At 71.1% G+C, this 3,933-nt stretch carries 4 protein-coding genes; 2 read left to right on the forward strand and 2 right to left on the reverse strand.

All coding sequences use genetic code 11. The features are described from left to right. On the forward strand, window positions 1-708 hold a 708-nt coding region (locus tag G6017_RS08890; protein ID WP_182617004.1), incomplete at its 5' end, for a hypothetical protein. A gap of 34 nt (window positions 709-742) precedes the next feature. Here the strand turns inward: G6017_RS08890 and G6017_RS08895 are convergent. Beyond that, window positions 743-1,564, reverse strand: coding sequence for an SDR family oxidoreductase (locus G6017_RS08895; protein ID WP_182617006.1), 822 nt, complete (start codon window positions 1,562-1,564; stop codon window positions 743-745). Continuing rightward, complete coding sequence (locus tag G6017_RS08900; RefSeq protein WP_182617007.1) at window positions 1,561-2,793, reverse strand: acyl-CoA dehydrogenase family protein; 1,233 nt, start codon at window positions 2,791-2,793, stop codon at window positions 1,561-1,563. The genes G6017_RS08895 and G6017_RS08900 overlap by 4 nt, the downstream gene beginning before the upstream one ends. A 78-nt stretch (window positions 2,794-2,871) precedes the next feature. Between G6017_RS08900 and G6017_RS08905 the strand changes: the two genes are divergently transcribed. Next, on the forward strand, window positions 2,872-3,726 hold the full coding sequence (locus tag G6017_RS08905) for a mycofactocin-coupled SDR family oxidoreductase (protein ID WP_146166370.1): 855 nt from the start codon (window positions 2,872-2,874) through the stop codon (window positions 3,724-3,726). The last annotated feature ends 207 nt before the right edge of the window (window positions 3,727-3,933 follow it).

Raw genomic sequence — 3,933 nt, forward strand, 5'->3', positions numbered from 1 at the left:
AGCCTCACCGCCTGCACGATCGGCGAGACCGGCGACGACGACACCCCCGCGGGCACGACCACAGCGGTGGCCGAGGCGCCCCGGGACCAGCCGACGAGCGCACCGGGCGCGCCGGACGCAGGCGTCGACCAGTTGGTGCTGAACGCCGACGACGCCCCCGAACTGGGCCTGTCCCCCGTCTCGTCCGAGGACATCGCGGGAGGGGTCGGCGCGCTGGAGGACATCGCCGCGGGGATCCGTGTCGACCCCGAGCGTTGCGCGGATTTCAGCCAGGACGCCTTCCTCGCCCAGGCCGAACCGGGCGCGATGGCGATCCAGGCGGGCCAGAGCGGGAACTCCGCGTACGCGGTGTCCGTGACGACGGTGACCGACAGCCTTCCCGCTCGTGAGCAGCTCATCGCCGACTGCCCGACCATGACGGTCACGATCCCCCTCGAGGGGACCGAGGTGACCACCCGGGCCGAGAACTCGCTGCTGGAACTCCAGGCTCCCGAGGGCGTGGAGCACTTCGCCGCCATCTCGCAGACCAACACCATGGACATGATGGGTCAGGAGATGCTCACGGGGAACGTCCTGATCACCGGGGTCGTGCGGGGGATCGGAGTCTCCGTCACGGTCGCCAACGGTGTGGGGCCGGTCTCCGACGTGGAACGGGACACGGCTGTGGACGCCTTCGGCAAGCAGGTCGAGAAGATCCGGAACGCCTGACCCGCGGTGGCCCCGGGCCCGGAGCCACCGCGGGTCAGGCCCGCTGGGACGAGATGGAGACGACCTCCCCGGTGAGGTAGGTGGTGTAGTCGCTGGCGAGCATGGCGATGGTCGCGGCCACCTCCCAGACGTCGGCGGCCCGCCCGAACGCCTCCTTGGCGGCGAGCTCGTCGAGGAGCTCGGCGGAGGCCGACTTCTCCAGGAACGCGTGGCGGGCGATGGAGGGCGCGATCGCGTTGATGCGCACGCCGAAGTCGGCGCCCTCGATCGCGGAACACCGGGTGAGCGCCATGACGCCGGCCTTGGCCGCCGCGTAGTGCGCCTGCGCCCGCTGCGCGCGCCACCCCAGCACCGAGGCGTTGTTGACGATCACCCCGTTGTGGGGCACGTCGCGGAAGTACCGCAGCGCCGCGCGGGTCGCGCGGAACGTGCCGTTGAGCGTGATGTCGAGGACCCGGTCCCAGTCCTCGTCGGTCATGTCGACCAGCTCACCCTCGCCTCCGAAGCCGGCGTTGTTGACCAGCACGTCGATGCGGCCGAGCTTTTCGGCGGCGCCGGAGATCAGCGCGTCGACGTCCGAGGTCGACTGCACGTTGCAGGTGATTGCCTCGAACCGCTGCTCGGGGAACTCGGCGGCGAGCGTGTCGCGGGCCTCGTTCATGCGGCGCTCGTGGAAGTCCGACACCAGCACGTCGGCACCCTCGAGCGCGGCGCGACGTGCGGCCGAGAACCCGATACCCGTGCCGGCGGCCGCCGTCACCACGACCTTCTTGCCCGCGAGCAGCCCGTGTCCCGGGGTCTCCTCGGGCACCGTGGACAGCGGGGACGCGGCGAGGGGGGACTTGTGCTGGGTCATGACGGCCTGGCCTCTCGGGGTAGTCCGAGCACGCGCTCGGAGATGATGTTGCGCTGGATCTCGTTGGATCCGCCGTAGATGGTGTCGGAGCGGGTGAACAGGAAGAGCCGCTGCCACCGCGCCAACTCGAGATGCTCCGGGTCGTGCAGGTCGTTGGCCGCGCCCTCGGAGTCGTGCGTGGGCCCGGTGAGCGACTCCGCCCCCTGCACGGTCATCGCCAGCTCGCCCAGATCGCGGTGCCAGGTGGCCCACAGGAGTTTGGCCGCGGAGGCGTTACCCCCGGAGGCGTCGCGCTCGGCGAGGGTACGCAGCGCATGGGCGCGGACCACCTTGAGCCCGACCCAGGCGCGCGTGATCCGTTCGCGCACCGCGGGGACCTCCGCGCTGCCGTTGGACCGGGCCATGGCCACGATCTGGTCGAGCTCGCGGGCGAAGCCCACCTGCTGACCGAGCGTGGACACACCCCGCTCGAACTCCAGCAGGGTCATGGCGACCTTCCAGCCCTCGCCCCGCTCCCCCACGATCATCCCGGCGTCGGTGACGGCGTCGTCGAAGAAGACCTCGTTGAACTCCGAGGTCCCGGTGAGCTGCTGGATCGGCCTGATCTCGACGCCCGGCTGGTCCAGCGGCACCAGCAGGAAGCTCAGGCCCTTGTGACGGCTGGTCCCCTCCTCGGTCCGGGCCACGACGAACACCCACTGGCTCAGGTGCGCCAGGGAGGTCCACACCTTCTGCCCGTGCAGATGCCATCTGCCGTCCTCGCCCAGGCGCGCGGTGGTGGACACGTTCGCCAGATCGGATCCGGCGCCGGGCTCGGAGTACCCCTGCGCCCACAGTTCGGTGACGTCGAGGATCCGCGGCAGGAAACGGTCCTTCTGCTCCTGCGTACCGTGCGCGATGAGGGTGGGCCCGAGCAGCGTCTCGCCCAGGTGCGACACCCGCGCCGGGGCGTCGGCCTTGGCGTACTCCTCGTGCACGCGGACCTGCTGGCTCAGGGATGCCCCGCGGCCGCCGTACTCGACCGGCCAGCCCACGCAGGTCCACCCGGCCTCGGCCATGTGCCGCTCCCAGGCCAGGCGTCGGGCGAAGAACTGGTGCTCGCTGCCGGGCCCGCCGGTGCCCTTGATCTCGGCGAAGTCTCCGGTCAGGTTGTCGTCCAGCCACGCGCGGAACTCCGCGGCGAACTCGTCGTCGGTCATCTCCGACGCCGGCCTGGTGCTCTGGGTCATGGGGCCACTCTACCAAGCACTTGCTTGGTTTGCCGGAACCGGCCGCCCCCACGGACCGCGTCGGGTGTGATGGTCGACATGAGCACACCCGTCACGCCCCTGGAGGGCAAGGTCGCACTGGTCACCGGCGCCGCCCGGGCACAGGGCCGGGCCCACGCCGTCCGTCTCGCCTCGGAGGGCGCGGACGTCGTGGTCACCGACATCTGCGCCCCCGTATCCGAGTCCGTCTCCTACCCGGCGCCGACACCGGACGATCTCGCCGAGACCGTTCGCCTGGTCGAGGAGGCCGGGGGCAGATCCCTCTCGGCCGTCCTCGACATCCGGGAACTGGGCGCGCTGCAGGACCTGGTCACCCGCACCATCGCCACCTTCGGCCGGCTGGACATCGTCGTCGCCAACGCCGGCGTCCTCAACTGGGGCCGGCTGTGGGAGCTGCCGGAGGACGACTGGGACATGGTCATCGGCGTCAACCTCAGCGGCACGTGGCGGACGATCCGCGCGGCGGTGCCGGCGATGATCTCCGCGGGCAACGGCGGGTCGATCATCATCGTCAGCTCGTCGGCGGGCCTCAAGGCCACGCCGGGCAACGGGCACTACTCGGCCTCCAAGGCCGGCCTGGTCGCGCTGACCAACTCACTCGCCCTCGAGGCGGGCGAGTTCGGCATCCGGGTCAACTCGATCCACCCGTACTCGGTGGACACGCCGATGATCGACCCCGACGGCATGGCGGAGATCTTCGGCCGGTTCCCGTCGTACCTGCACAGCTTCTCGCCGATGCCCCTCAAGAACGTCCTCGCGGACGGCGTCAGCACCCTGGCGGACTTCATGCCCCCCGAGGAGGTCGCCGACGTGGTGTCGTTCCTGGCCGGGGACGGTTCCCGCTCGATCTCGGGGGTCCAGGTCCCGTTCGACCGGGGCGCGCTCAGGTACTGAGCACGGGGCCGACCAAGCAGGTGCTTGGTACCGTGGTGGGCGCCACACCCGCAGCACCCGAGGAGTCCGCGATGAACGACAGCTCCACCGCCGCCCCCCGCGACGTCGAGACCACCGCCGCCGCCCTGCGCCGGGCGGCGGCACTCTGGCCGGATCGCGAGGCGGTCGCCGACGTCCAGCCCGGTCAGGACACCCGGTGGACGTGGG

It is taken from the genome of Dietzia sp. B44 (genome assembly GCF_014145245.1).
GTDB lineage: Bacteria > Actinomycetota > Actinomycetes > Mycobacteriales > Mycobacteriaceae > Dietzia > Dietzia natronolimnaea.